At 59.0% G+C, this 25,910-nt stretch carries 21 protein-coding genes and 4 tRNA genes; all 25 read left to right on the top strand.

Features of this window, described 5'->3' with window-relative positions; genetic code table 11:
* The 25 genes from GPK39_RS06905 (at nt 1) to GPK39_RS06785 (ending at nt 25,502) form a co-directional block, all read left to right on the top strand.
* Nucleotides 1–2,016, top strand: coding sequence for a dipeptide/oligopeptide/nickel ABC transporter permease/ATP-binding protein (locus tag GPK39_RS06905; protein ID WP_022094872.1), 2,016 nt, complete (start codon nt 1–3; stop codon nt 2,014–2,016).
* Nucleotides 2,017–2,844, top strand: a complete 828-nt coding sequence (locus GPK39_RS06900) for an ABC transporter ATP-binding protein (protein ID WP_006236159.1) — start codon at nt 2,017–2,019, stop codon at nt 2,842–2,844.
* Nucleotides 2,845–2,924: 80 nt separating this feature from the next.
* Nucleotides 2,925–3,902 (top strand): acetylxylan esterase, encoded by a 978-nt coding sequence (locus GPK39_RS06895; RefSeq protein WP_055310506.1) that lies wholly within the window; start codon nt 2,925–2,927, stop codon nt 3,900–3,902.
* On the top strand, nt 3,895–4,746 hold the full coding sequence (locus GPK39_RS06890; protein ID WP_055286947.1) for an acetylxylan esterase: 852 nt from the start codon (nt 3,895–3,897) through the stop codon (nt 4,744–4,746). Before GPK39_RS06895 ends, GPK39_RS06890 begins: the two co-directional genes overlap by 8 nt.
* A gap of 68 nt (nt 4,747–4,814) precedes the next feature.
* Nucleotides 4,815–5,735 carry a dihydrodipicolinate synthase family protein gene (locus GPK39_RS06885; RefSeq protein ID WP_035138887.1) on the top strand — a complete coding sequence of 307 codons (921 nt, stop codon included), beginning with the start codon at nt 4,815–4,817 and terminating at the stop codon, nt 5,733–5,735.
* A gap of 172 nt (nt 5,736–5,907) precedes the next feature.
* A complete protein-coding gene (locus GPK39_RS06880) occupies nt 5,908–6,873 on the top strand; it encodes an ROK family protein (protein ID WP_055286945.1) in 966 nt (321 codons plus the stop codon).
* Nucleotides 6,874–7,013: 140 nt separating this feature from the next.
* Nucleotides 7,014–7,700, top strand: coding sequence for an N-acetylmannosamine-6-phosphate 2-epimerase (locus GPK39_RS06875; RefSeq protein WP_215674610.1), 687 nt, complete (start codon nt 7,014–7,016; stop codon nt 7,698–7,700).
* A gap of 101 nt (nt 7,701–7,801) precedes the next feature.
* Complete coding sequence (rapZ, locus tag GPK39_RS06870) at nt 7,802–8,722, top strand: RNase adapter RapZ (RefSeq protein ID WP_022094878.1); 921 nt, start codon at nt 7,802–7,804, stop codon at nt 8,720–8,722.
* A 6-nt stretch (nt 8,723–8,728) separates the two neighbouring features.
* On the top strand, nt 8,729–9,658 hold the full coding sequence (gene whiA / locus GPK39_RS06865; protein ID WP_022094879.1) for a DNA-binding protein WhiA: 930 nt from the start codon (nt 8,729–8,731) through the stop codon (nt 9,656–9,658).
* Between the two features lie 193 nt (nt 9,659–9,851).
* Entirely contained in the window at nt 9,852–10,877 is a 1,026-nt protein-coding gene (gap, locus tag GPK39_RS06860) for a type I glyceraldehyde-3-phosphate dehydrogenase (protein WP_055286941.1), read from the top strand.
* Nucleotides 10,878–11,017: 140 nt separating this feature from the next.
* Nucleotides 11,018–12,208 carry a phosphoglycerate kinase gene (locus tag GPK39_RS06855; protein ID WP_035138885.1) on the top strand — a complete coding sequence of 397 codons (1,191 nt, stop codon included), beginning with the start codon at nt 11,018–11,020 and terminating at the stop codon, nt 12,206–12,208.
* Nucleotides 12,201–12,968 (top strand): triose-phosphate isomerase, encoded by a 768-nt coding sequence (tpiA, locus tag GPK39_RS06850; protein WP_089572945.1) that lies wholly within the window; start codon nt 12,201–12,203, stop codon nt 12,966–12,968. Before GPK39_RS06855 ends, tpiA begins: the two co-directional genes overlap by 8 nt.
* Nucleotides 12,969–12,973: 5 nt before the next feature.
* Nucleotides 12,974–14,527 carry a 2,3-bisphosphoglycerate-independent phosphoglycerate mutase gene (gene gpmI / locus GPK39_RS06845; protein WP_215674608.1) on the top strand — a complete coding sequence of 518 codons (1,554 nt, stop codon included), beginning with the start codon at nt 12,974–12,976 and terminating at the stop codon, nt 14,525–14,527.
* A 165-nt stretch (nt 14,528–14,692) separates the two neighbouring features.
* Nucleotides 14,693–14,947: a preprotein translocase subunit SecG gene (gene secG / locus GPK39_RS06840; protein ID WP_006236144.1), complete on the top strand. Its 255-nt coding sequence runs from the start codon at nt 14,693–14,695 to the stop codon at nt 14,945–14,947.
* 291 nt (nt 14,948–15,238) lie between these two features.
* On the top strand, nt 15,239–16,915 hold the full coding sequence (locus GPK39_RS06835; protein WP_215674606.1) for a peptide ABC transporter substrate-binding protein: 1,677 nt from the start codon (nt 15,239–15,241) through the stop codon (nt 16,913–16,915).
* A 156-nt stretch (nt 16,916–17,071) separates the two neighbouring features.
* Nucleotides 17,072–18,109, top strand: a complete 1,038-nt coding sequence (locus GPK39_RS06830) for an ABC transporter permease (RefSeq protein WP_195363665.1) — start codon at nt 17,072–17,074, stop codon at nt 18,107–18,109.
* Nucleotides 18,110–18,123: 14 nt separating this feature from the next.
* Nucleotides 18,124–19,059, top strand: coding sequence for an ABC transporter permease (locus tag GPK39_RS06825; protein ID WP_035138881.1), 936 nt, complete (start codon nt 18,124–18,126; stop codon nt 19,057–19,059).
* Nucleotides 19,060–19,061: 2 nt separating this feature from the next.
* Nucleotides 19,062–20,153 (top strand): ABC transporter ATP-binding protein, encoded by a 1,092-nt coding sequence (locus GPK39_RS06820; protein ID WP_022094887.1) that lies wholly within the window; start codon nt 19,062–19,064, stop codon nt 20,151–20,153.
* Nucleotides 20,153–21,181: an ABC transporter ATP-binding protein gene (locus GPK39_RS06815; protein WP_215674605.1), complete on the top strand. Its 1,029-nt coding sequence runs from the start codon at nt 20,153–20,155 to the stop codon at nt 21,179–21,181. The genes GPK39_RS06820 and GPK39_RS06815 overlap by 1 nt, the downstream gene beginning before the upstream one ends.
* A 594-nt stretch (nt 21,182–21,775) precedes the next feature.
* Nucleotides 21,776–21,865: transfer RNA gene (locus GPK39_RS06810), tRNA-Leu, on the top strand.
* Between the two features lie 59 nt (nt 21,866–21,924).
* A complete protein-coding gene (locus tag GPK39_RS06805) occupies nt 21,925–24,270 on the top strand; it encodes a GAF domain-containing SpoIIE family protein phosphatase (protein ID WP_215674603.1) in 2,346 nt (781 codons plus the stop codon).
* Nucleotides 24,271–24,347: 77 nt separating this feature from the next.
* The gene (locus GPK39_RS06800; protein ID WP_138375360.1) at nt 24,348–25,094 is read left to right on the top strand and encodes an anti-sigma factor antagonist; all 747 of its coding nucleotides are present in this window, start codon (nt 24,348–24,350) and stop codon (nt 25,092–25,094) included.
* Nucleotides 25,095–25,200: 106 nt separating this feature from the next.
* Nucleotides 25,201–25,276: transfer RNA gene (locus tag GPK39_RS06795), tRNA-Gly, on the top strand.
* 34 nt (nt 25,277–25,310) lie between these two features.
* Nucleotides 25,311–25,384, top strand: a tRNA-Cys gene (locus GPK39_RS06790).
* A gap of 42 nt (nt 25,385–25,426) precedes the next feature.
* Nucleotides 25,427–25,502: transfer RNA gene (locus GPK39_RS06785), tRNA-Gly, on the top strand.
* Nucleotides 25,503–25,910: the final 408 nt, after the last annotated feature.

Below are 25,910 nucleotides of genomic sequence, written 5' to 3'. Positions count from 1 at the left end.
ATGGTAAAGATTCGAGAGAAGCAAACCGAGCAGCTCGAGAAGGCTGCCTCCAAGGGGCTCAAGCTCGGTGGCTGGAAGAAGATGACGCTGTCTTCTAAGATTGCCGCCGTCGTGCTGGTGTTGGTCGCCCTGACCGCGATTCTGGCGCCCCTTCTTGCCCCCTATAGCCCGGTCGAGATTTTCACTGCTCGCCAGGCTCCCGGCAATGGATTTATCTTCGGTACCGACGATAAGGGCCGCGACATCCTGTCGCGTATGCTTTACGGTGGCCGTTACTCGCTGATCATCGGCTTCGGTGCTACTGCCATGGCTCTGGTCTGCGGCTCGGTCGTGGGCGCCCTCGCGGCGGTTTCGCGCAAGTCCGTTTCCGAGGCGATCATGCGCATCCTGGACATCATCATGTCCATCCCGGGCATCGCCCTCGCTGCCGTCTTCGTCTCCATCCTGGGCAATTCCGTGCCGTCGATCATCTTCGCCATTGGCTTTATGTACACTCCGCAGATTGCCCGTATCGTGCGCGCCAACATCGTGTCCGAGTACGGCGAGGACTATGTCCGCGCGGTCATCGTTTCCGGCGCCAAGGCTCCGTGGATTTTGATCAAGCATGTTCTGCGTAACTGCATCGCCCCGATCATGGTCTTCACCGTTACCCTGGTCGCCGACGCCATCATCTTCGAGGCCTCGCTGACCTTTATCGGCGCTGGTATCCAGGAGCCCACCGCTACCTGGGGCAACATCCTCGCCGACGCCCGCGGTGGCGTGCTCGCTGGCCGTTGGTGGCAGGCGCTGTTCCCGGGTCTGGCTATCATGATCACCTGCCTGGCGCTCAACATCCTCTCCGAGGGCATTACCGACGCCATGGCCGCTGCTCCCTCCGCCGCCCTGGATCCGACCGATTCCTCCAAGCGCCGCGAGGCCGACCTGCTGGTCTCCGACCCCGTTCGCGCTTACAAGGAGCAGGCTCAGTCCCTGTCCGCCCGTCTTGGCGCCCTGCGCGATGTCGAGCTCAAGCGTAACGACCGCCATGTGCCCGATGAGTCCGTTGAGCCGATCCTTTCGGTCCGTGATTTCTGCATCCAGTTTGAGCACCACGGTGATATCAACGTCGTCGATCATGTCAACTTTGATGTCCGTCCTGGCCAGACCATGGGCCTGGTCGGTGAGTCCGGCTGCGGTAAGTCCATCACCACGCTGGCCATCATGGGCCTGACCGACGATGACGAGCATCTTTCCGGTGAGGTTCTCTGGGAGGGCCGCGACCTGCTCAAGATGAGCAAGAAGGAGTGGTTCGGCCTGCGCGGTACCGATATCGCCATGGTCTATCAGGACGCCCTGTCCTCGCTCAACCCTTCCATGCTCATCTCTGCCCAGATGAAGCAGCTCACCAAGCGCGGCGGTACCCGTAGCGCCGAGGAGCTCCTGGAGCTCGTGGGCCTCGACCCCAAGCGTACGCTCGAGAGCTATCCGCATGAGCTTTCCGGTGGTCAGCGTCAGCGCGTTCTGATCGCTATGGCCCTTACCCGCGACCCCAAACTGGTCATCTGCGACGAGCCCACGACCGCTCTGGACGTTACCGTCCAGAAGCAGGTCATCAAGCTGCTTAACGATCTTCAGGCCAAGCTCGGCTTTGCCATGATCTTCGTTTCGCACGACCTGGCACTGGTCGCCGAGGTCGCTCATAACATCACGGTTATGTACGCCGGCCAGGTTATCGAGCAGGCGCCCACCAAGGAGCTGCTCACCAACCCGATTCACGAGTACACCCGCGGCCTTCTGGGTTCCGTCCTGTCCATCGAGAGCGGTTCGGGCCGCCTGCACCAGGTGCCCGGCGCCGTTCCGAGCCCGCGCGATTTCCCCAAGGGCGATCGCTTCGCACCCCGCTCGAGCCATCCGCGCATTGGCCTGGACACCCGTCCGGTCTTCAAGCGCGTGCCCGGCACCGAGCACTTCTATTCCGAGCTCCCCGACGAGGTGCTCAAGGCAAATGGTTTGACCCCTCACGCGGAGGTGATGTAGATGAGCGAGACCGCAGTCAACGGCGTCGAGCCGATCATCTTCCTTGATGACGTCCACGTCACCTTTAGGACCCGTACTGGCTCGATTCTGCACCCCAACCTGGTTCACGCCGTCCAGGGTGTAACGATTAAGCTCATGCCCGGACAGACCATCGGCATCGTCGGCGAGTCCGGTTGCGGAAAGTCCACCACCGCCAACGTCATGTGCGGCCTGCAGGCCCCCACGAGCGGCAAGGTCTACTTTAAGGGCAAGGACGTTACCAAACGTACCGCCGAGGACCGTCGCCACATGGGTCGCGTCATCTCGGTCGTGTTCCAGAACCCGGCCACGGCGCTCAATCCCCGCATGGTCGTTCGCGAGCAACTGCTCGACCCCATGCGCGTCCACAACCTGGGTACCGAGGCCGAGCAGGAGAAGCGCGTCAAGGAGCTCTTGGAGCTCACCGGTCTGCCCAGCTCCGCCGCCGAGGTTCTTCCCGGCCAGCTTTCGGGCGGCCAGCGCCAGCGCGTCGCAATTGCGCGCGCCCTGTCGCTGAACCCCGATGCCATCATCGCCGACGAGCCCACCTCGGCTCTGGACGTTTCGGTCCGCGCGCAGATTCTGAACCTGCTGACCGACCTTAAGAAGGAGCTCGGCCTGGCCATGGTGTTCATCAGCCATGACATCCAGACGGTCCGCTATATCTCTGACGACATCATCGTTATGAATGGCGGCAAGATCGTCGAGCAGGGCGAGGCCAAGCAGGTCTTCCAGCACCCTCAGGACCCCTACACCAAGATGCTGCTCGGCGCTGCGCCGTCGCTGCTGCATCCCAAGCTCGGCGAGTAGCCTCGCTTTCCCTCCCGTGCGCCCGGTTCCCTTGCCGGGCGCACCTCCGTTGCGATTTCGAAAGGTTGGGTTCACGAGCCATGCCAAGTGCTCAGGAGCTACAACAGCAATTTGGTGAATATCGAGGCGCTATGCCCCGTCCATCGGATTTCGATCTCTTTTGGAAGGACCGCATGGCCGAGGCCGACGCCGTCGAGCTCGACTATGCGATTGAGGCGGCTTCGGTTGCGGATTCCGCGACCTGTCGGTTTTTCGACCTCTGGTATACCGGCATGTGCGGTGCACGCCTGCATGCCAAGTATCTCCAGCCGGTTTCGGACGAGCCCGTGCCGCTGGTGCTACAGTTCCACGGCTATCCGGGTGCAAGCCGCAGCTGGTTCGAGCAGGCGTCGTTTGCGGGCATGGGCATGGCACTCATCGCTCTCGATTGTCCTGGCCAGGGTGGCCCCTCCGAGGATATTGGTGGATTTGAAGGCACGACGGTTGCTGGGCATATCGTCGCCGGTATCGACGGCGACCCGGCCAATCTTTACTATGTCCGCTTGCACCAGGATATCCGCATTCTGTGCCGTATTGTTCGCGAGCTCGAGGGCATCGATCTTTCCCGCGTATTTGTGAACGGCGCATCGCAGGGCGGCGGTTTGGGCATTGCGACCTGCGCGCTTAATAGTGAGCTTATCAATCGCGCTGCCATCCTCTATCCCTTCCTGTCGGATTTCCGCCTTGTTTGGGATCTGGATGCCGACGATATCGCTTATGAAGGCCTGCGTTATTGGTCGCGTTGGTTTGACGAGGACTCGACTCGTATTGAGGAGGCCTATGCCAAACTGGCGTACTTCGATTCCAAGAACTTTGCCCCCATGGTCAAATGCCCCGTGCTGTTTGGCACGGGCACAGCCGATATCGTCTGTCCGCCGGCGACGCAGTTTGCGGTCTACAACAATCTGGCCTGTGAGAAGCGACGCGAGTTCTTTGAGGGCTTTGGCCACGAGGAGATTCAGGACTTTGACGATCTGATCATTCCGTTTTTCTGCGAGGGAGGGGAGGCTCATGTCTAAGTGCGAGAGCAATATCGACGAGCTGATCGTCCCCGGGCTCGCGGAGATGCCTGGAACGGTTTCGTCAAGGCTCGCAGAATATCGGGACTGGCGCGGTGATGTCCAAGCAGATGTTTCTGATTTAGAGACATGCGCTTCGAATCTTGAGATTCAAGGCCTGGCCATTACGGCGATTGACTTTGTTAACCCCTGCGCCCGTTACTCGGAGGTCTCCTTTGAGCTCGGTGACGATGCGATTCACGCTCGTTTGATCGAGCCTGTCGGTCGTGCCCGAGTGTCTGAGCGCGTGCCGCTGTGCCTGATGTTTCACGACATCGATCGACCCGTGCGTGGATGGCATCACATGACGAGATTTGCCGCCATGGGGTATGCCGTTCTCGCGCTGGATGACGATGTTGCTGGTGCGGACGACCTGCAGTGGGGGATTGCTTCGCCCGCTTTTGTCAAGCGCGTCCGTTGGGGCTGCGCGTTGGCGAAGGTCGCGCGCAATCTTGATGGCATGGATCCCGATCGCATTTTTGCATGGGGCGAGGGTCTTGGCGGCGGTGTCGCGCTGGCGGTTTCTGCTCTGGACGAGCGCGGACTTGCCTGCACGGCGGTTGCCAATCCAATTCCCGGTGGCCTCGAGGCTCTGTCGTCTCGGGTGCGCGGATCGGTGCTCATGGGCACGTCGCTCATGGATACCGTGAGCGACCCCAAGGGTCAGTTTGCCGTATTCAACGGTCTTGAGTGTGACCGGAGGCATATCATCTATGCCAAATACGCTCATGAGCGTATTAACGCGTTCGAAAACGAAGTCGTCGACTTCTTTAACCAAACGTTCTATCCGTGTTCTTTGGCCTAGACGGCCTGGACACTGCCAACAAGAGTGAGCGGCATAGGGCCGCTCGCCAGACAGCTAAGGAGATTCTTGTGGCAACTCAGAAATTCACCGGCGTTATCCCTCCCGTCGTTGTTCCCGATACCGAAGACCACCAGCTCGACGTTGCCTCCTTTGAGCGCAGCATCAACCGCATGATCGATGCCGGCGTCGATGGTCTGTTCTTCTTGGGGTCTTCGGGCGAGGTCGTCTTCTCCACCGATGAGCGCCGTCGCCAGATTATCGCCGAGGCCGTTCGTATCGTCGACCACCGTGTGCCTGTTCTGGTCGGCATCATCGATACCGAGACCGAGCGCATGATTGAGCACGGCAAGGTCGCCCAGGAGCTGGGCGCCGATGCCCTCGTCGCCACCTGCCCGTTCTATGCCCTGCAGGGTATGACCGAGGTCGAGGAGCACTTCCGCATCCTGCACGAGGAGCTCGACCTGCCCATCTTTGCCTATGACATTCCCGTCTGCGTTCACACCAAGCTCCCCTGGAAGCTCCTTGCCAAGCTCGGCGCCGAGGGCGTCCTTGCTGGCGTCAAGGATTCCTCGGGTGATGACATCTCGTTCCGCTACCTCGTTCAGGAGAACGAGAAGAACGGCCATCCGATGAGCATCCTCACCGGTCACGAGGTTGTTGTCGACGGCGCCTATCTCGGCGGCGCTGACGGTTCCGTCCCGGGTCTCGCCAACGTTGAGCCCGAGGGCTACGTGCGTCAGTGGAAGGCCGCTCAGGCTGGTGACTGGGCTACCGTCAAGGCCGAGCAGGATCGTCTCAATGAGATCTCCCACATCTGGGATGTCACCTCGGGCGTCCAGGGCTATGCCGGTGGCGTCGGCGCCTTCAAGACCGCTATGAACCTCATGGGCATCTTCGACAGCCCGACCATGCCGCGCCCGGTGAAGGCCATGACCGGTGAGAACGTCGAGGCGATTAAGAAGGTCCTCCAGGACAACGGCCTCCTTTAAAGCTTTCCCAGGCACCCGACCTCGCCGTTCAACCGTGCGGCCATGACCCATTAGGTCAATGGCCACACGGCTTCTCGGCGATCTCGGGCACCTGGAAAACCTTTACCGCGCTGTGACGGCTAGCCTGACGGCGCATTTCCTGTAGTTGTTTATATCTCCTAAGGAGAGCGACATGGAGAACAAGTACGTTTGCTCCGTCGATATCGGCGGCACCAAGATTGCGACTGCCATTATGGAGTATCCGGCTGATGGCGGCGTGCCCCATCCGGTCTTTGAAGCTGAGGTTCCCACCGAGGCCCAAGAAGGCGGCGAGGCAGTTTTCCAGCGCATCGAGGCGTCCATCAAGGCTGCTCTCGAGGCGAACCCCGATGTCGAGGTCCTCGGTATCGGTATCGGTGCCGCCGGCGTTGTCGATCCCAAGACGGGCGCCATCGCGTATGCCAACGAGATCATGCCCGGCTGGTCCGGCGTTCAGTTGGGGCCGCGCCTGCGCGAGGACCTCGGTCTTCCCGTTGCCGTTGTAGGCGACGTGCAGGCTCATGCTCTGGGCGAGGCCCACTGGGGCGTCGGCAAGGGCAAGTTCTCCGTCTTGTGTCTTGGCATCGGTACGGGCATCGGCGGCGCATATGTCGAGAACGGCCGCGTGATGCAGGGCTTCCATGGTGCTGCTGGCCATATGGGCCACATCGAGTGCTCGGCTGCCGCCGGTATTCCCTGCGCCTGCGGGCGTTCCGGCCATCTGGAGTCGGTTGCTTCGGGCACTTCCATTGGTCGTATGTACGATGAGCGCTTTGGTCGCGTCGACCCCAGCCGTCCTTCGGTCGGTCGCGATGTGAACGACCTGTGCCGTGCGGGCGACGCAAAGGCGACCGAGGTCATCCATGACGCCGGCTTTGCGCTGGGGGCCAGCTTGGGCTCGCTCGCTAACATCCTGGACCCTGAGGTCATCGTGCTTTCGGGCGGCGTGATTCACCAAGGTCCCGATTGGCGTTCGCAGACGTGGAAGGATTCGGTGCACGAGGGCTATGCCAGCCAGGCGCTCGATCCGCTTCAGGACACGCCGATCCTCATCGGTTCTCTGGAGGGCGATGCTCCGCTTATTGGTGCCGCCGAACACCTTCTTGCGTCGTTGAAGTAAACATAACTACCAAGTGCGCCTTCTGAGGTGCCGCAGATTGACGTGAAAGAGGAGCGAAGCGTACTTCGGTACGCGAGCGACGGTTTGAACGTCAAGGTGCGGTGTCTCAGAAGGCTGTTTTGAGAAAGGTTGAGTCGCACATGACCGTTGATCCTTTGATTCAATCCCTGAAGGGTAAGCTCATCGTGAGCGTTCAGGCGTATATGGGCGAGCCGCTTCGTACGCCAGAGACCATGGCTCAAATGTCTCGTGCTTGCGAGCTCGGCGGCGCCGCCGCCATTCGCTGCCAGGGCCTTGCCGACATTGCCGCCATTAAGGGTCGCTGTGAGGTTCCTGTCATCGGCCTGTGGAAGGATGGGCACGAGGGCGTTTACATCACGCCGACGCTGCGTCACGCTCGCGCCTGCGTTGCTGCGGGTGCCGATATCGTGGCGATCGACGCCACCGATCGTCCGCGTCCCGACGGCAAGTCGGTCGAGGATACCTTCCGCCCGCTGCACGAGGAGGGTGTGCTCCTGATGGCCGACTGTGCCACCATCGAGGACATTCGCCGTGCGGTTGATATGGGCTTCGACCTTGTATCTACCACGCTTTCTCACGGTGTCGCTGCCATCGACTGCACCATGGCCGATGGCCCCGATCTGCCGCTCCTGCGTCAGGCGACCGAGGAATTCCCCGGTCTTCCCATCATCTGCGAGGGCCGCGTGCACACGCCCGAGGAGGCTCGCGCCGCGATCGATGCTGGCGCCTGGGCCGTTGTCGTCGGCACCGCCATCACGCACCCCACGAGTATTACGAGTTGGTTCAAGGCTGCGCTTGAGGCGTAAGACAGGCCTCGTATCCGCTCGGGGCGGTATACTCAATATAGGCAATTGACCGCGCGGGATCCGGGTTGCTGGGTCCCGCGCTTGTTTTTGGGAGGCAGCACATGCAAAAGGGAGATGCCATGGATGCGGCGGAGCGCTCGGAGCGCATCCCCGATATCGTCATCATCACCGGAATGTCCGGATCGGGCCGCACACAGGCCATGCACGTGTTCGAGGATATGGGCTATTTTTGCATCGATAACCTGCCTCCGCGTCTCATCGCCCAGCTTGCCGAGCTCGTCGGCATCAATACGGGCGTGGGCAGGCATCTCGCCGTCACCTGCGATTTGCGTAGCCAGGGACTGTTTGACGAGTTGCTCGATGCGGTCGCCGCGCTCGAAGAGCGCGAGATGAGCTGCGACATCGTGTTCCTGGAGGCTTCTGACGAGGTGCTGATTCGTCGCTACAGCGAAAATCGCCGCCGTCATCCCATTGCCAAGCCGGGGGAGACTACGGCCGATGCCATTCAGCGCGAGCGCCTTCAGCTCCAGGGCGTGCGCGACCGAGCCGATATGATTATCGACACGAGCCGTCTGCGCACCTCTGCGCTGCGCAACAAGCTACGTATGGCATTTTCCGAGCTGTCCGACCAGCAACTCATGGACGTCCACGTGTTCTCGTTTGGCTTTAAGCACGGCATGCCCGTCGAAGCGGACATTATGATCGACGTTCGTTTCCTGCCCAATCCGTTCTACGATCCCGAGATGCGCACGATGACCGGTCTCGATAAAAAGGTCTCCGATTTTGTTCTGGACCATCCCAAGACGCAGGAGTTTTGGAAGGCTTGGACACAGCTGCTCGATACGGTGATGCCGGGCTATATCGCGGAGGGCAAGCCGCAGCTTTCTATCGCCATCGGCTGCACGGGCGGCCAGCACCGCAGCGTTGCCATCGCCGAGGCCACGGCACGTTATTTGGAAGGCGCTCAGTATCATGTGAGCATCTCCCACCGCGACCTGTCGCGCGCCAACACGAAGGCATAGGCCTGCATGTCGTTTACCGCTGAGGTGCGCGACGAGCTTGCGCGCTGCGAACCCGAATGTGAATACTGCGACTTGTCGACGCTCGCCGCCCTCACGCGCGTGAGTGGTACGCTCTCGCTTGCCGGCTCTGGGCGGTATCGTTTGACGGTTGCGACTGAGACGGGAGCCGTCGCGCGCACGATGATCACGCTGACGCATCGTATCCTTAAGCTCAAAACGGAGTTCACCGTCCGCAAATCTGTCTTGCATAAGGTTCGAAACTACCTCATCACCTTGCCTGATCAGCCAGACCTGGATAAGGCCTTGGTTCTGCTGGGTATCCTCGACCGTAGGGGAGGACTTGTCGCCGGCGTACCCCGACATATCGTTGCCCGTCCTTGCTGTAGACTTGCCTATATCCGCGGCGCGCTCATCGCGGGCGGCTTCGTGGCCGATCCACGCGGCGATTTTCATTTGGAGATCGCTGTGCAGGGCGAGCAATATGCCAAGGGACTTTGCGATCTGTTGGAGCAGATTGGGGTCCATGCTCGTGTTAATGCACGGCGGGGGTCATATGCCGTGTACATTAAGAGCGCCGAGGAAATCGAGCATCTATTAAAGCTGATTGGTGCCAAGCGCAGCGTTGCCGAGATTGAGGAGGCGCGCGCGGTCAAGTTGGTTAAGAACGATGTGAACCGTCGCGTGAATGCCGAGCTCGCCAACCAGACCAGAAGCGCCGGTGCTGCCCAACATCAGCTTGCGCTTATCGATGAGCTCGAGCAGCGTGGCCTTCGCGATGCGCTTCCGGATGCCTTGGCGGTCTTTTGCGACCTGCGCGAGCGCTATCCTGATCTGTCGCTGCGTGATTTGGGGGAGATGGCTGACCCTCCCTTGTCGAAGTCAGCCCTCTACCATCGTGTTTTACGGCTTGAAAAGCTCATTGAAGCAAACAGGTAGTTTGAAGTAACGACTTATATATGGATTTAGCTGCTATTTTAGTATTTAAAACGTTTTAACGTAAATTTGATTTTCAATTTCGAGCATTCTCGTGAAATTCAAGTCAAAAAAAAGGTATATTAGGCGAGTGGTTAGTTTGTGGGCCTCAACGGCGGGCGCTGTAGCTCGCGGGGGCCTTACGAAAGGAGACACAATGGCAGTAAAGGTTGCTATTAACGGCTTCGGTCGCATCGGTCGTCTGGCTTTCCGTCAGATGTTCGGTCATGAGGGCTCCGAGATCGTCGCTATCAACGACCTCACCTCTCCCGATATGCTCGCTTACCTGCTGAAGTACGACTCCACGCAGGGCAACTACGCTCGCGATCACGAGGTCGTTGCTGGCGAGGATTCCATCACCGTTGACGGCAAGGAGATCAAGATCTACAAGGAGGCCGACGCTAACAACCTGCCTTGGGGCGACCTTGACGTCGACGTCGTTCTCGAGTGCACCGGCTTCTACACCAGCAAGGCTAAGGCTCAGGCCCACATCAACGCTGGCGCCAAGAAGGTCGTCATCTCCGCTCCGGCCGGCAGCGATCTGCCCACCATCGTGTACAACGTCAACCATGAGACGCTGACCGCTGAGGACAACATCATCTCCGCTGCTTCCTGCACCACCAACTGCCTCGCCCCGATGGCCAAGGGTCTGAACGACTTCGCTCCCATCGTGTCCGGCATCATGACCACCATCCACGCCTTCACCGGCGACCAGATGCCGCTCGACGGCCCGCAGCGCAAGGGCAACTTCCGTCGCTCCCGCGCCTGCTCCGAGAACATCGTCCCGAACACCACGGGCGCTGCCAAGGCCATCGGCCTGGTTCTCCCCGAGCTCAACGGCAAGCTCATCGGTGCCGCCCAGCGCGTCCCGACGCCGACCGGCTCGCTGACCAACCTCTACGCCGTCGTTGACAAGAAGGTCACCGTCGACGAGGTCAACGCTGCCATGAAGGCCTACGCCGAGACCATCCCCGAGACCTTCGCCTACAACGAGGACCAGATTGTCTCCCGCGACATCGTCGGCGAGACCCACGGCTCCATCTTCGACGCCACTCAGACCATGTGCTCTGACCTCGGCAACGGCCAGACCCTCGTTCAGGTCACCTCTTGGTACGACAACGAGAACTCCTACACCTCTCAGATGGTCCGCACCATCAAGTACTTCGAGAAGTTCGTTGCTTAATTTAGCTTTTAGCGAATAGCTCGTTGAGCGTCTAAAGAAGGGCGCGGCCTTATAGGGCTTACACCCTAGGGTCGCGCCCTTTTTATAAGAAATCGTCTGCCGTAATGGGAGGCAGACACGTACGAAAGGTAGAAGCAAACATGGCCTTTACCAAGAAGACCGTCCGCGACATCGATGTCGACGGAAAGCGCGTTCTCGTCCGCGTTGACTTTAACGTGCCTATCAAGGATGGCGTCGTTGGCGACACCACCCGTATCAAGGCTGCCCTGCCCACCATCAACTACCTCGTTGAGCACAACGCTCGCGTCATCCTCATGAGCCACCTCGGCCGTCCCGAGGGCACCGGCTTCCAGCCCGAGCTGTCCCTCGAGCCCGTCGCCAAGAAGCTCGCTGAGCTCTCTGGTCTCGACGTTGCCTTTGTCGCTGACACCTACGGCGAGAAGGCTGCTGAGGCTGTCGCCGCCGTCGAGCCGGGTAAGGTCCTCGTTCTCGAGAACGTCCGTTTTGACAAGCGTGAGAAGAAGAACGATCCCGAGATCGCCAAGAAGCTCGCTTCCTATGGTGACGTCTTCGTTCTCGATGCCTTCGGCACCGCTCACCGCGCCCAGGGTTCCGTCGTGGGCCCCGCCGCTTACCTGCCTGCCGTCGCCGGCTTCTTGCTCGAGAAGGAGGTCGACACGCTGACCGGCATCTTCGCCGAGCCCGAGCGCCCCTTCGTCGCCATCGTCGGCGGTTCCAAGGTTTCCTCCAAGATCGGCGTTCTCGATCACCTCATCGACTCCGCTGACACCCTGATCATCGGTGGCGGCATGGCCTATACCTTCTTCCTGGCTCAGGGCCTGTCCGTTGGTCAGTCCCTCAAGGAAGAGGACTGGGTCGAGCGCGCCGGCGAGATGCTCAAGAAGGCCGAGGAGAAGGGTGTCAAGATCCTGCTCCCCATCGACAACCGTGTTGCCGATCACTTTGGCGAGGACGCTGTCCCCGAGGTTGTTGCTTCCGACGCTATCCCCGACGATCGTGAGGGTATGGACATCGGTCCCAAGACCGAGGAGCTCTATGCCGAGGCTGTCAAGGGCGCCAAGACCGTGTTCTGGAACGGCCCCATGGGCGTCTTCGAGTTTGACAACTTTGCTCACGGCACCCAGGCTATCGCCGAGGCTCTCGCCGAGGCTGACTGCACCTCGATCATCGGCGGTGGTGACTCTGTCGCAGCTGTCAACAAGTTCAACCTGGCCGACAAGATGAGCTGGATCTCCACCGGTGGTGGCGCTTCCATGGAGCTCGTCGAGGGTAAGGCCCTGCCCGGAGTGGAGGCGCTTCTCGATGCCTAATCGCACTCTTCTTATCGCTGGTAACTGGAAGATGAACAACGATGTCGCCGAGGCCGCCAAGCTCGCCGATGAGCTGGCTCAGGCTCTGCCCGAGGTTCCGGCTGGCGTCGAGGTGCTCGTCTGCCCTCCGACCATCGACATCACCACGGTTCATGACCGCATTCAGGCTGCCCCCATCGCCCTCGGTGCACAGAACGTGTACTGGGAGGCCAAGGGTGCCTTCACCGGTGAGTCTTCTTGCGACATGCTCAAGTCCGCTGGCTGCACCTACTGCATCATCGGTCACTCCGAGCGTCGCGACTACTTCCACGAGACCGACGAGGACCAGAACAAGAAGGCTAAGGCTCTCGTTGCCGCCGGTCTTGTTCCCGTCTTCTGCTGCGGCGAGTCCCTTGAGGTCCGCGAGGCTGGCACCTATGTCGAGCACGTCGTGAACCAGGTCAAGGCTGGCCTTGCTGGCCTTGAGATCACCTGCCCCAAGCAGGTCGTCGTCGCCTACGAGCCCATCTGGGCCATCGGCACCGGCAAGACCGCTACCGCTGAGGACGCTCAGGAGGTCTGCGGCGCTATCCGTGAGACCCTCAAGGAGATGTTCGGCGAGGAGCTCGCCGACGGCATCCGCGTTCTCTACGGCGGTTCCGCCAAGCCCGGCAACATCGCCGAGCTCGTCGCCAAGCCCGACGTTGACGGCGCCCTCGTGGGCGGCGCTTCGCTCAAGGCTGCCGACTTCGCCTCTATGGTCGTCAAGGCAGGCGAGTAGGACATATGGCACAGCGTCATCTTCCTGCACTCCTGATCATCATGGATGGTTGCGGCCTTGCTCCGGCTGATGGCGAGAACGCCGTCGCCGCTGCCAAGACGCCCTTCCTTGATAACCTGTACGAGAAGTACCCCCACACCACGCTCGGCGCTTCGGGCGAGGACGTGGGTCTTCCCGATGGCCAGATGGGCAACTCCGAGGTGGGTCACCTCAACATCGGTGCCGGACGCATCGTGTTCCAGGAGCTTTCGCGCATCAACAACGCCATCAAGGACGGCTCCATCGCCAAGAACGAGGTCTTCGTCAAGGCTATGGACGACGTCAAGGCTGACGGCAAGACTCTCCACCTCATGGGCCTTATGAGCCCTGGCGGTGTTCATTCTCACATGAACCACGTCGAGGCTCTGGTCAAGATGGCTGCCGAGCACGGTGTCAAGACCGTTCGCGTCCACGCCTTCATGGATGGTCGCGACGTCGACCCGCAGTCCGGTGCCGGTTACATGAGTGAGTTCTGCGCCTTCCTGGCTAAGATTTCCGAGGAGACCGGTTGCGACGCTCGCGTTGCCACCGTCTCGGGCCGTTATTGGGCCATGGACCGCGACAATCGTTGGGAGCGCATCCAGCGCGCCTACGACGTCATGGTCAACGCGTCCGATGCTGATACCGACCCCGTTGCCGGTATCAAGGCCTACTACGAGAAGGATCCGCGCGGCGACGAGTTCGTCGAGCCCTTTGCTGCCCACAACGAGGGCATCCACGAGGGCGACGCGGCCATCTTCTTCAACTTCCGTCCAGACCGCGCTCGTCAGATGACCCGCGTGTTCACGGACAAGGAGTTCGACGGCTTTGAGCGCGAGCAGATCAAGCTTTCGCACTTTGTGACGATGACCGAGTACGATCCGACGTTTGACGTCGAGGTCGCCTTCCCCAAGACGTTCCCGGAGAACGTCCTAGCCGACGTTATCGCCGCCAATGGCCTGAAGCAGCTGCACACTGCCGAGACCGAGAAGTACGCCCACGTGACGTTCTTCCTCAACGGCGGCATCGAGGAGCCCAAGGAGGGCGAGGAGCGCGTGCTCGTCGCTTCCCCCAAGGTCGCTACCTACGATCTGCAGCCCGAGATGAGCGCTCCCGAGGTTACCGAGAAGCTTGTCGCCGCCATCAACGAGGACCGCGCTGATTTCTATATCGTGAACTTCGCGAACTGCGACATGGTTGGTCACACCGGTGTCTTCGACGCTGCCGTTAAGGCCGTCGAGGCTGTTGACGATGCCCTGTCCAAGGTTGTCCCGGCGATTCTCGCCAAGGGCGGCTTTGCGTTGATTACCGCCGACCACGGCAACGCCGATCACATGTTTGACGTTGCTTCCGACGGTTCCAAGCATCCGTTTACGGCGCACACCACCAACCGCGTGCCGTTCATCATCGTTGATGAGAAGGCACAGCTCACCGGTATCGAGGACGGTCGTCTTTCCGATATCGCTCCGACCATGCTCACCATGGCTGGTCTGGAGCCTTCCGCCGAGATGACGGGTCGCGTGCTCGCCACCGAGGCCTAAGAGAAAACAAATACCGTTTTCTAGCAAGGGGGTTGTCCACAATCGGACAATCCCCTTTTTTGGTATTTCTGCCATTTCCGCCCCGTCCCCGAGTGGCAGGTAGGGGAGAACGGGGGATTGTGGTACAGTACTGGAGTTTGAATTGTTCTATTAAGGAGCTTATCTATGGGTCCGTTCCAGATTCTTCTGTTTGTCGTTTGGGCTGTTTCTGCCGTGGCGCTGACGATTCTCGTCCTGATGCATTCCGGTAAGGGTACCGGCGTTTCGGATATGATTGCCAGTTCGCTGTATAACTCCAGCTCAGCCACAGGCGTTATGGAGCAGAACCTTGACCGCTTGACCGTCATCATGGCTGTCGTATTTGCCGTGTGTGTCGTTCTGTGCATGTTCTTCTTCCCGCAGGGCATCGTGGGCTACTAAGCTCGAGCCACATAAATACTTGAAAAGGGTTCCGCAAGTGCGGGACCCTTTTTGTTTACATATTTGTAACAGAGTCAAAATATCCTCATATACTTCGCCCAACTAAAGAAAATCTCGACCGTTAACCGGAATTAGCCCCAAATCGTGCATAAAATGCGCTACTGTATTGCAATACGTTGGCCCGCTTTGTATAACCAGCCAAAACGGCGGACCGCGTTTGAATGGTTCGATTGGGCTGTCTTGACGTTGCCCGACCGAACTTACTTTGTCCTATCTCATAAGGAGGATGGCATGGCTGATTCTATGTTCCACCAGCCCGTTATGGGTCGTCGCGCCTTTGTCGGCGGTACCCTTGCTGCGAGCTCCATGGCTTTTCTTGCCGCATGCGGCAAGAAGGGCGGCGACGCTTCCGGTTCTGAGTCCGGTTCGACGCTGAACTTCTACATCAACAACCCGGTCTGCATCGACCCCTACAATGTCCAGGAGGACCAGGGTACTCAGGTCGAGTACCAGCTCTTTGACGCTCTGACCTCTTATGACGCCGAGAAGGGCGAGATCGTTCCGCTGGCTTGCGAGTCCTTCGAGGCCAACGACGACGCCACCGAGTTCACCTTCAAGATCAAGAAGGCCAAGTTCCACAACGGTGACGACGTTACCTCCAAGTCCTTCAAGCTCGGTTGGGAGCGTCTGGTCAACACCAAGTCGGCCGTCGCTACCGAGTACGGCCCTTCCGAGGTCTCCTATCACCTTTCCATGGTCGAGGGCTATGACGACCTGCTTGCCGGTAACGCTACCGAACTCAGCGGTGTTACTTGCCCCGACGATGAGACCCTCGTCGTCAAGCTGTCTTCCGCTTACGCCGACTTCCCCTTCGTCGCCTCTCACCCGGCTCTGGCCCCGGTTCCCGAGTGCGCCGAGTCTGATGTCAAGAGCTTCTACCTTGCACCGGTCGGTAACGGCCCGTTCATGATGGACGGCAAGTGGGAGGATGGTCAGGAGATCAACCTCAAGAAGTTCGACGATTACTATGGCGACAAGGCCAAGATCGATGGCATCCACTTCCAGGTCATCAAGGACATGGAGACCGCTTACAAGGAGTTCCAGGCCGGTAACCTCGATGTCTGCGACGTTCCCGTCGCTCAGATCGATGCCGCCAAGAAGGATCGCGGCGTGTCCAAGGACGGCTACACCATGGGTGACGGCGAGCGCATGCTGCTCGGCGCCGAGCCTTCCACCTACTATCTGACCTGCAACACCACGGCCGAGCCGTTCAACAACGCCGACCTGCGTAGGGGCATCTCCCTGGCCATCAACCGTGAGGCCATCTGCAAGACCATCTTCAAGGGTACCCGTACCCCTGCCGACGGCATTGTTCCTCCGGGCATCGATGGCTACAAGGAGGGCGCATGGGAGTTCTGCGCCTACGATGTCGACAAGGCTAACGAGTACCTCGACAAGGTTGCTCCCGCTGGCGCTAACGGGGATCGTGGCATTAGCGTGACCCTGTCCTACAACCAGGACGGCGGTCACAAGGAGATCATGGAGTCCATCATCGGCGACCTCGCCAAGGTTGGCGTTACCGCTGTCTCCGATACCCCTGAGTGGTCTGCCCTGCTCGAGCAGTATCAGAACTTTAACTATCAGTTCGGTCGTCTGGGTTGGATTGCCGACTACCCGATTATGGACAACTTCCTGTATCCGCTGTTCCACTCTGACTCCCTCGGTGGCGACAACCGTTCCGGTTACAACAACCCCGAGTTCGACGCCAAGGTCAACGAGGCTCGCACTACTGTTGACGACGAAGAGCGCGTCGCTAAGATGCAGGAGGCTGACGCTATGGTCGCTGCCGACTGCCCGGTCATCCCGGTGATGTTCTACACGCACACCATCGTCGGCTCCGATCGCATCAAGCACCTCTATGTCGATCCGCAGAAGCACGCCGAGCTGGGTACCGCTGAGCTCGCCTAAGAGTTTGCAGCTTCCGTGAGGGTCAAGTATTTACGTAGACCTCATGGGAAACATACAGTTCTCCCTAACCTGGGGTAAACTGGCTGATGGTAATTTTGGGATGCCGGTCTGGCGATCGGCATCCCATTTAGGTTAATCCCTAGATAGGGGAGTGGTATGGGTAAGTACATCGTTAAACGTGTGCTTCAGTTCATCCCGGTATTTTTGGGCGTTACGCTGATTCTGTTCGCCCTCCAGAATATCGTGCCGGGAGATCCGATCAAGCTGATCGGTGGAGACAAGGCTCTGTCCCCCGAGGTGGAGCTTCAGCTTCGCGTTCGCTATCACCTGGTCCAGTCGGACGAGGACGGCAACGCGATCCTTGACGAGAACGGCGACCCCGTTCAAACGTCGCTCGTGGACCGTTACTTGTATTACATGAACGGCCTGCTTCATGGCGATCTGGGCAATTCGTATCAGCGCAAGCTGCCGGTTACGGATATCTTTGCCCAGAAGTATCCGTATACGGTCAAACTTGCCGCGTGCGCCATCGTGCTCGAAGCAATTATGGGTATCGGTGCGGGTATCATTTCGGCGGTAAAGCGTTATTCCTTCTGGGATATTTTGGTAACGCTCACCACGTCGATCCTCGTTGCGGTCCCGGCCTTCTGGCTCGGTATGTTGCTGCAGCTGTTCTTTGGCGTCATCCTCAAGGACGCCACGGGCGGTGCAATCTCCATGCCGATCTCGGGTGCCGGCGGTTCCAGCTCTCAGTATCAGGATTGGATGCACTATGTGCTTCCGACCATTACGCTGGCTTCGGTTTCGACCGCTTATGCTGCGCGCATCATGCGCTCGCAGCTGCTTGACGTCATGAACCAGGATTACATCCGTACGGCAAAGGCCAAGGGTCTCTCCAATCGTGCGATCATCGTCAAGCATGCGCTTAAGAATGCACTCATCCCCGTCGTTACCTATATTGGTGTCGACTTTGGCGGCATGCTTTCGGGCGCCATCCTGACCGAGACGGTCTTTAACTGGCCCGGTATCGGCTATGAGGTCTATCGCGCCATTAGCATGCGTGACTGGCCCATCGTTATGGGCGGCGTTACGCTCATCGTCGTCGTCGTTATGGTGATCAACCTGCTCGTCGACATTAGCTATGCATTCCTCGACCCGCGCATCCGCCTTGGCGGTCCGTCGGATAAGGCCTAAGGGAGGTACGTCTCATGCAGGAAACTGATTCTCAGTCTCAGGAGCAGGCTACCGCCACCAAAGCCGCATCTGCTCCTGCCAAGTCCCGCACGCTGTGGGGCGACGCTTTTAAGCGTCTTCGCAAGAACAAGCTCGCCGTTATCGGTGTCTGCTGGATCATCATCGTCGTTGTGGTTGCCCTGACCGCAGATCTGTGGGCTAAGCCCTGGCTCGGTTCGCCGACAGCTTCCGACTCGACCACCATGGCCGAGACGTCGCTGCTGGCTCCGTGCGCCGAGCACCCGTTTGGCACCGACGCCCTTGGTCGTGACATTCTCGTCCGCGTTATCTACGGTGCGCGCGTTTCGCTGTCCGTCGGCATTATGGCCACCGCGATCTCCACGCTGATTGGTCTGGTCATGGGTGCTCTGGCCGGTTTCTACGGCGGCATCTGGGATACGATCATCATGCGCTGTGCGGACATCTTCCTGGCGTTCCCGTACGTGCTGTTCGTTGTCGCCATGATCGCCGTTATCGGCCGTGGTCTTCAGAACGTCTTTATCGCCATCGGCATTCTTGGCTGGCCTTCGATTGCGCGCGTCTTCCGCTCTGCGATCTTGACGGTCAAGGAAAACGACTATGTTGACGCTGCGCGCGCGATGGGTGCATCTGACGCTCGCATCGTCGTACGTCACATCTTCCCGAACTCTGTCGCCTCCATCGTGGTCTATGCGACCATGAACATTGGTGGCGCCATTCTGACCGAGTCCGCTCTGTCCTTCCTCGGCATGGGCGTTATTCCGCCTACGCCTTCGTGGGGCTCCATGATTCAGGACGGTCAGCAGTATCTTCTGACTGCTCCGTGGATGATGATCATGCCCGGTCTGGCAATTCTCTCGACGGTGCTCGCCTTCACCCTGTTGGGTGACGGTCTGCGCGACGCCCTCGATGTCAAGATGAAGGACGCATAAGGATGAAGAAGAACAAGAACTATGTGGACCTGAAGGACCAGCCGGTTCCCGAGGGCCAGCATCTGCTCGAGGTCGATGACCTAAAGATGTATTTCCACACCGAGGATGGCGTCGTTCGCGCTGTCGACGGTGTCTCCTACACGCTCGATCGCGGCGAGACCCTGGGCGTCGTCGGCGAGTCCGGCTCTGGTAAGTCCGTGACCGCCATGACCATCATGGGCCTCATCTCGATGCCTCCGGGAAAGATTGAGGGCGGCGACGTTCGCTATCGCGGTCGTTCGATCCTCGAGATGACTGAGGAAGAGATGCAGCACATTCGCGGTAACGATATCGCGATGATCTTCCAGGATCCTATGACCTCCTTGAACCCGGTCTATAAGATCGGCAAGCAGGTGGGTGAGGGCCTTCGTCTGCACCGTGGTTATTCCAAGCAGGAGGCGCTCAAGCGTGCCACCGAGCTTTTGGACCTCGTTGGTATTCCCGAGCCCGAGAAGCGCGTCAATGAGTATCCGCACCAGTTCTCTGGCGGTATGCGTCAGCGCGTCATGATCGCTATGGCTCTTGCCTGCGATCCCGACATTTTGATTGCCGACGAGCCCACGACGGCCCTGGACGTTACCATTCAGGCTCAGATTATCGAGCTCATGCAGGAGATGCAGGAGAAGAACGGCAACGCCATTATCATGATCACCCATGACCTGGGTGTCGTCGCCGATATGGCCGATAAGATCATGGTTATGTACGCCGGCCGTCCCGTCGAGTTCGGTACTGCTGAGGAAATCTTCTACGAGAGCCGCCATCCCTACACCTGGGGTCTTATTCGTTCCATTCCGGAGCAGGCCATCGAGGAGAAGAAGCCGCTGACGCCGATTCACGGCAACCCGCCTTCGCTCATGAACCTGCCCGAGGGCTGCGTGTTCTCGCCTCGTTGTCCCTATGCGACCGATAAGTGCCGCAAGCAGCGCCCCGAGCGCGTTGTCACCGAGTCGGGTCACTACTCTGCGTGCCACTACTCCGGTGACCCCGAGTTCCTCAAGAACGCTCCTGAGACGTCCCGTACGCGCAAGGATTCCAAGAAGGGAGGCGAGGCGTAATGACAGATACCAACGAGCGTACTCCGCTGCTGAAGGTTGAGCACCTCTCTAAGGAGTTTCCCGCTGAGTCCGGCATGCTCGCCAAGCGTTTTTCCAAGCGTGTCGTCTCTGCTGTAAATGACATCTCTTTTGAGATTTATCCTGGCGAGACCTTTGGTCTGGTTGGTGAGTCTGGTTGCGGTAAGTCCACGACGGGTCGCACCATCATGCGCTTGACCAAGCCGACTGCCGGTAAGGTGTTCTTCCAGGGCAAAGATGTTGCCGAGATGAGCAAGCATGAGATCAAGGACATGCGTCGCGAGATGCAGTTTATCTTCCAGGATCCTTATGCTTCGCTGAACCCTCGTATGACCATTGGCGAGATCGTCTCCGAGCCCATGACCATTCACGGCGTGGGCACCAAGGAGGAGCGTATTGAGCGTGTCCGCGAGCTGCTGGACGTCGTCGGTCTGAACCCCGAGCACATCAACCGCTATCCGCACGAGTTCTCGGGCGGCCAGCGCCAGCGTGTCGGCATCGCCCGCGCGTTCGCTCTGAAGCCCAAGCTGATCATCTGCGACGAGCCTGTCTCTGCACTTGACGTGTCCATTCAGGCCCAGGTTCTGAACCTTCTTAAGGAACTCCAGGACAAGTTCGGTACGGCTTATCTCTTCATTGCTCACGACCTCTCTGTCGTGCAGCATATCTCCGACCGTGTTGCCGTTATGTATCTGGGTAAGATGGTCGAGGTTTCGGACTGGAAGACGCTCTACAGTGAGCCGCACCACCCGTACACGCAGTCGCTGCTGTCTGCCGTGCCGGTGCCCGATCCGGATATCCAGAAGACCCGCAAGCGCATCATCCTCGCCGGCGATCCGCCGTCGCCGCTGGATCCGCCGACCGGTTGCCGTTTCCACACGCGCTGCCCAATCGCGCAGGGTATCTGCTCCGAGAAGCTTCCCGAGTTTAAGGAAGTCGCACCGGGCCACTGCTGCGCCTGCCACTTCGCGGAGCCGTTCCCGATCAAGGAATCGCACATCGACCTGTAGCTGGTGATCGTTCGGGCCCGTGCCGGACTTAGTTTTCAGAACGTCCTCGACCATGGAAACCCCCTTATCCTGCTCCTTCGGAGCTGCGGATAAGGGGGTTTCCTGGTCTGCGGAATGTTCTGAAAACTAAGTCCAGCACGGGCCCTGTGTTACCGCTGCAGAGGGGTGCGATTCCTTGATCGCTCACTTAATCTAATAGGAAAGTTAGTGAGGCCGGAGCTTTAGCTCCGGCCTCTTTATATAAGGGCTCGGCAAAGCCGAGCCACCAAATTTGCATCAGCCCCCAGAACATGTTTGAGAACTGTGCCTGAAGCATGTGCCCCTAGGGCAGGAATGAGGATGCTTTCCAACGCATTCCGCAGGGGGCGGCATTATTTTGTAGCGCGAAGCGCAAATCAAAATAATGCCGCATGCCCGAGGACGCGTTGAAAAGCAACCTCATTCCTGCCCGAACAGGTCAGTCTACCTGCGCATTTATAAAATCGTAAACTTTTTTGAAAAAAGTGCTTGCACAGTTCTCGAATCATAGGTTATTATCTTCCTCGTTGAACGCGCGGGTCCAACAAAACGAACCGTGAATCAACAACATAGCATGTCGGAGTGGCGGAATTGGCAGACGCGCTAGCTTGAGGTGCTAGTGACCGCTTTTTGGTCATGCGGGTTCAAGTCCCGCCTCCGACACCATCGCATTTGAGAAGCCTCTTCGGAGGCTTTTTTGTTACCGATAGACGGCGGGGTCCACGATGGAAACGCTTGAACACAACGAGTGGGCAGACGTTGCCCAACTAGTCGAGATCACGAGCGATGCTGTCATCATCTGCGAGCTCGACGGAACCATTCTGCATGTGAATAATCGCTTACTTGGTTTGATGTGCGAGGAACGCGCCGACGTCATTGGTGGAGATGTTAAAGACGTCCTGTACTCGTCCGCTTTTGAACGTGCGACGGAACATCGTCTGCCATTTGAAACTGATGGCTCCGAGAACGAACTGATGCTCAAGCTGAGTGACGGCTCCTTTATCCCCGTCTTGGTTCGTGCGGGCTCCGTAACGCCTCCACGCATCTTTGGGCGCCGCGCGCCACGTGTCCTGGTGGCGCTCCATAGCATCGAAGAACAGTATTCGCACGACCGTCAGCTCAAGCGTGCTCTTTCGGAGCTTAGAGTGGCTAACAAGCGCCTCTCTGGCACGCTCTCGGTCATTATGAGTACCGTGGGCTCCGATGAGCTGCCCAGCCTACTTGATACCGTTTTGAACCAGCTTGTAGGAACGCTCGATGCTTCGGGTGCCGCTATCTATTTTTCTGAGAGCGGCGGTTTTAAACTTCGCGGTGTTTCCAAGGAGCTGTACGACAGCTACCTGCCTGAGTTTTTGCCGTATGGCGCTGGCATTCCGACGTATGTTCTTCGTGAGTCGCGTGCCTGTCGCTTGTCGATTCAACAGGACCTTGAGGGTGATAAGGCCGCCTCCGGTATGTTTATGGACTTGGACAATCGTTCTAAGCACCTGTTGCGCATGCAGGATATGCCTCCGTACCGCAGCGAGATCTGTCTTCCCGTTTTTTACGGTACGCAGATTCTTGGCGTGCTGGAAGTTGGTTGGAAACGCCCTCAAGCACCGCTCGCCTATGACGTTAATGTACTCGAGGTCATTTGCGATTACCTGTCTATCCAGCTGGTCGGCATGGCATCGAGCCTTCGCTCCCGTCGCACGGCCGAGCTTGGCCGCTCGCTCAATGTCTTGCGTGATGAGTTGTTTGCCTTTCTAGACGATTCCGCCGCGGCTACCCAGGCGGTATCGTCCGAGATCTGCAATATGCTTAACTGCCATTTTTGCCCTGTTGAGTATGACGCCAGTCTGGATTCCTACGTCATAGATTTTGAAGGGGGCAGTCGCGTTGCTTTGCCGGACGATCCCGAGAAGCTTTTCTTTTCCACGACGGCGCCAGCGGCACGTCTGGGGGCTGGCCCTGATGGCTTTGAGGCATCTGTTTTGGGCGGTACGAGTGCCGAGGACCTTAAACACGTCCGTATAACTCGCGTTGACGAATCGATGCCTATGGGAGGCTGGCTTAGGGCGCACGGTCTGCCTTGTCAAGGTCTCTACGTTGACTCCGGCATCGAGGCGGGGCGCCCGCGCTCTGAGGGTGATGGCAGGCACAGTAACGACGCGATTGTTCCTGCTTCTGTTGCGAAGAGCCCGACGACGCGCGCGCTGCTGCTTCGTGATGGTAGCCAAGAGCCGATTGATGATCTTGAATATGACTACTTGGTGCACTTGGCGCATGACTTTGAACTGATCTACGAAGGCGAATCTCAAAAGCGCGAGGAGCGCCATATCGCTCAGACCCTTCAGATCGGCATGAGAAATTCCCTGGGGGATGTTCCGGGTATCGCAACCGATTCGGTGTACCTGTCGGCCACGAACTCGGCGTTGGTCGGCGGCGATTTCTATACGCTCATCCGTCTTCCCGACGACTGCGCCGTCATGATTCTGGGTGATGTGTCTGGCAAAGGCATTGAGGCCGCATCGATGTCCGCGCTCGTCAAGACGGCCCTGACGGCATATGCCTGGGAGGGCGCTGGACCGGCCCGCATGGCACGCTCCCTTAACAGCATGCTCATGGGCTTTTCGAGGGTCGAGACGTTCGTGACGGCCTTTATCGCCAAGATTGACCTTAAGGCCGGACGCGCAACGTATTGTTCGGCGGGCCATCCTCCGACCATGGTCATCAGGCCAGAGTCGATGCCGCTGGGTGGCGGTGAGGCACGTGGGGGAGAGGTTGAGCTGCTTGGATGCCAATCGGGCGTAATCGGTGCCTTTGAGAGCATGGTGTACGAGACAGGCGTGTTTACGTTCGCCCCCGGCGACATGCTCTTCATGTATACGGATGGAACGATTGAGGCCCGCGACCGCACCGGAGCGTTCTTTGGCGAGCAGCGCTTGCGCGACCTTCTGCTTTCTGTTTCGGGGGAGGGCGTGTCGGGCATTTGCGGCAAGGTCCTGGGCGAGCTTGACCGATTTACCGAATCGGCGCTGGACGATGACATTGCATTGGTGTCCCTTGAGTTTTTACGGGGTCGTTCATAGACGACGCTGGGCGGGCTGAATCCGCACGGTTGGGGAAACGAATGCATCGAGTGGGCTTTTTTGGGAACCATGGTCGTATGAATGAGTGGAATGACATAGCGGTTTTGACGCCACCGGGCGATATCGACATCGCCACGGTGCCTGCGCTGCGTCGGCGGCTGGATGCTTTGATTGGCCGCGGCGTGCGTCGTGTCGTCATCAACTGTCAGGCTGTTAGCTTTATCGATTCGACGGGCTTGGCATTCCTGCTTACGCGCGCTCGTGAGCTCATGAGGCGAGAAGGCCTGCTTTCGCTCGTCAATGCATCAGGTGAAGTTGTTCGCTTTTTGGAGATTGCTCGTCTTGTCGATATCCTTCATGTCGCGGGGCCGGCACGGGAGTCTATTCCCGCCATTCCGGTGGGGGAGCTGCCTCGCTGGAGTAAGAGTGTCGAGGTCCGTCAGGGTATCGAGAATCTTCCATACTACCGACATCGCATCGCTGAACTCCTTGAATCGCTTCCGTTGCGCCGTGACGAGCGCTACGATGTCGCATTGGCGTCGGGGGAGGCGCTGGGTAATGCCTATGACCATGCGGGCGGTATCGGGTGCGTCCTGACGGTTCAGGCCTATGGCGATCGCGTTGTGGTTGAGGTGCTTGATCGAGGTGCCGGCTATTCTATCGATAAAACGAGCGAGCCGGTCGCATCCGAGGAACGCGGCCGTGGTATCAAGCTTATGCGTATGCTCGTCGATAACGTGGAGGTTGCTCGTCGTACGGACGGCGCCGGCACGCGCGTGCAGATGGTGAAGCTGTTTAGCGGAGCGCTGGAATCGTGTGCCTAGCCAATCGCTTTAACGCGTTTGGCTACTAAGAACATGCGGCAGACAAGTTTTTTGAAAAAAAGTACTTGCGTCTTTTGGACAACTCGCGTAAATTAATAACCCGCAAGCGGACATGGCTCAGTTGGTAGAGCACAACCTTGCCAAGGTTGGGGTCGCGGGTTCGAGCCCCGTTGTCCGCTCCATTGCATTTCCGGACCGTTTAGGCGGTCCTTTTTCGGCGAAGTGGCCAAGTGGTAAGGCAGAGGCCTGCAAAGCCTTTACCCCCGGTTCGAATCCGGGCTTCGCCTCCAGGCAACATCCGGGCGCTCCGACGCCCGTTTTGTTTTACATATGCGGACATGGCTCAGTTGGTAGAGCACAACCTTGCCAAGGTTGGGGTCGCGGGTTCGAGCCCCGTTGTCCGCTCCAAGTGTAATAGCCCGACTACCACGGTAGCCGGGCTTTTTTGTACCCATCGCCTGGGCTCGAACCCGAGAGGGAGCGAGCGTTAAGCAAACGCGGAGCGTTTGTAGCGAGCTGGCGAGGTCGCCGGCAGGCGGCCGAAGCCGGTGCGGATCCGCGAAGCGGATACGCGGACGCCCCGTTGTCCGCTCCAACTATCTTACGCGGTTCTAACGAACCGCGTTTTTTGTTGACGCTGCGCGGGCCCCGGGCACCCCATCTTGCCCCTCAATCGTCGGTCGCGTACATAAAGTACGCTTCCCTCCTCTTTCGCGGCAACCTGGGGCACCCGGAGCCCGCTCGCTCATATGACCCAATCCGCTGTCAAGAGCCACAATGGCCCCGCCGACCGCTTGCAATCGGTCGGCGGGGCCT

The organism is Collinsella aerofaciens (genome assembly GCF_018785245.1).
GTDB classification, from domain to species: Bacteria; Actinomycetota; Coriobacteriia; order Coriobacteriales; family Coriobacteriaceae; genus Collinsella; species Collinsella aerofaciens_AD.
The sequence above is the reverse complement of the archived record's forward strand: the minus strand, read 5'-3'. Positions and strand labels throughout refer to the sequence as shown.

What these genes read in the sequence shown, in the direction of transcription:
- GPK39_RS06905 (WP_022094872.1), top strand. Translation starts at nt 1, where the DNA reads ATGGTAAAGATTCGAGAGAAGCAAACCGAGCAGCTCGAGAAGGCTGCC.
- GPK39_RS06900 (WP_006236159.1), top strand. Translation starts at nt 2,017, where the DNA reads ATGAGCGAGACCGCAGTCAACGGCGTCGAGCCGATCATCTTCCTTGAT.
- GPK39_RS06895 (WP_055310506.1), top strand. Translation starts at nt 2,925, where the DNA reads ATGCCAAGTGCTCAGGAGCTACAACAGCAATTTGGTGAATATCGAGGC.
- GPK39_RS06890 (WP_055286947.1), top strand. Translation starts at nt 3,895, where the DNA reads ATGTCTAAGTGCGAGAGCAATATCGACGAGCTGATCGTCCCCGGGCTC.
- GPK39_RS06880 (WP_055286945.1), top strand. Translation starts at nt 5,908, where the DNA reads ATGGAGAACAAGTACGTTTGCTCCGTCGATATCGGCGGCACCAAGATT.
- GPK39_RS06875 (WP_215674610.1), top strand. Translation starts at nt 7,014, where the DNA reads ATGACCGTTGATCCTTTGATTCAATCCCTGAAGGGTAAGCTCATCGTG.
- rapZ (WP_022094878.1), top strand. Translation starts at nt 7,802, where the DNA reads ATGCAAAAGGGAGATGCCATGGATGCGGCGGAGCGCTCGGAGCGCATC.
- whiA (WP_022094879.1), top strand. Translation starts at nt 8,729, where the DNA reads ATGTCGTTTACCGCTGAGGTGCGCGACGAGCTTGCGCGCTGCGAACCC.
- gap (WP_055286941.1), top strand. Translation starts at nt 9,852, where the DNA reads ATGGCAGTAAAGGTTGCTATTAACGGCTTCGGTCGCATCGGTCGTCTG.
- GPK39_RS06855 (WP_035138885.1), top strand. Translation starts at nt 11,018, where the DNA reads ATGGCCTTTACCAAGAAGACCGTCCGCGACATCGATGTCGACGGAAAG.
- tpiA (WP_089572945.1), top strand. Translation starts at nt 12,201, where the DNA reads ATGCCTAATCGCACTCTTCTTATCGCTGGTAACTGGAAGATGAACAAC.
- gpmI (WP_215674608.1), top strand. Translation starts at nt 12,974, where the DNA reads ATGGCACAGCGTCATCTTCCTGCACTCCTGATCATCATGGATGGTTGC.
- secG (WP_006236144.1), top strand. Translation starts at nt 14,693, where the DNA reads ATGGGTCCGTTCCAGATTCTTCTGTTTGTCGTTTGGGCTGTTTCTGCC.
- GPK39_RS06835 (WP_215674606.1), top strand. Translation starts at nt 15,239, where the DNA reads ATGGCTGATTCTATGTTCCACCAGCCCGTTATGGGTCGTCGCGCCTTT.
- GPK39_RS06830 (WP_195363665.1), top strand. Translation starts at nt 17,072, where the DNA reads ATGGGTAAGTACATCGTTAAACGTGTGCTTCAGTTCATCCCGGTATTT.
- GPK39_RS06825 (WP_035138881.1), top strand. Translation starts at nt 18,124, where the DNA reads ATGCAGGAAACTGATTCTCAGTCTCAGGAGCAGGCTACCGCCACCAAA.
- GPK39_RS06820 (WP_022094887.1), top strand. Translation starts at nt 19,062, where the DNA reads ATGAAGAAGAACAAGAACTATGTGGACCTGAAGGACCAGCCGGTTCCC.
- GPK39_RS06815 (WP_215674605.1), top strand. Translation starts at nt 20,153, where the DNA reads ATGACAGATACCAACGAGCGTACTCCGCTGCTGAAGGTTGAGCACCTC.
- GPK39_RS06805 (WP_215674603.1), top strand. Translation starts at nt 21,925, where the DNA reads ATGGAAACGCTTGAACACAACGAGTGGGCAGACGTTGCCCAACTAGTC.
- GPK39_RS06800 (WP_138375360.1), top strand. Translation starts at nt 24,348, where the DNA reads ATGAATGAGTGGAATGACATAGCGGTTTTGACGCCACCGGGCGATATC.